Here is a 274-nt window from a genome sequence, read left to right on the forward strand (position 1 = left end):
ACGCCATCCTGCGATGAGATTTTCGCGCCGCCCACGCCATAGAAGGCAGCGCTGGGATTGGTCACCTCGATGAAGCTCGCGATTCCGATGCCTCGATGGACGTTTCTGGCGCGCAAGGCCGCTTGCTCAGCCCGCAACGCGTCGTAATCCATCATCTGAAGCAGCTTGGTCAACGAGGCGTGATGCGAAAGCTGCTCGAACTTCATGCCCGAGGGCGATGCACATGGATAGGCATCGTCGGCGATCAGATTGCGCCGCCGGATTTCGACGGGGT

The 274-nt window shown here is 60.2% G+C and carries 1 pseudogene; it reads right to left on the bottom strand.

Going from position 1 to position 274, the window contains the following annotated elements:
- Positions 1-274, bottom strand: a pseudogene (locus tag RAD10_RS41835) (xanthine dehydrogenase family protein molybdopterin-binding subunit); the annotation flags it as partial.

This window comes from Bradyrhizobium sp. 23AC (assembly GCF_054863025.1).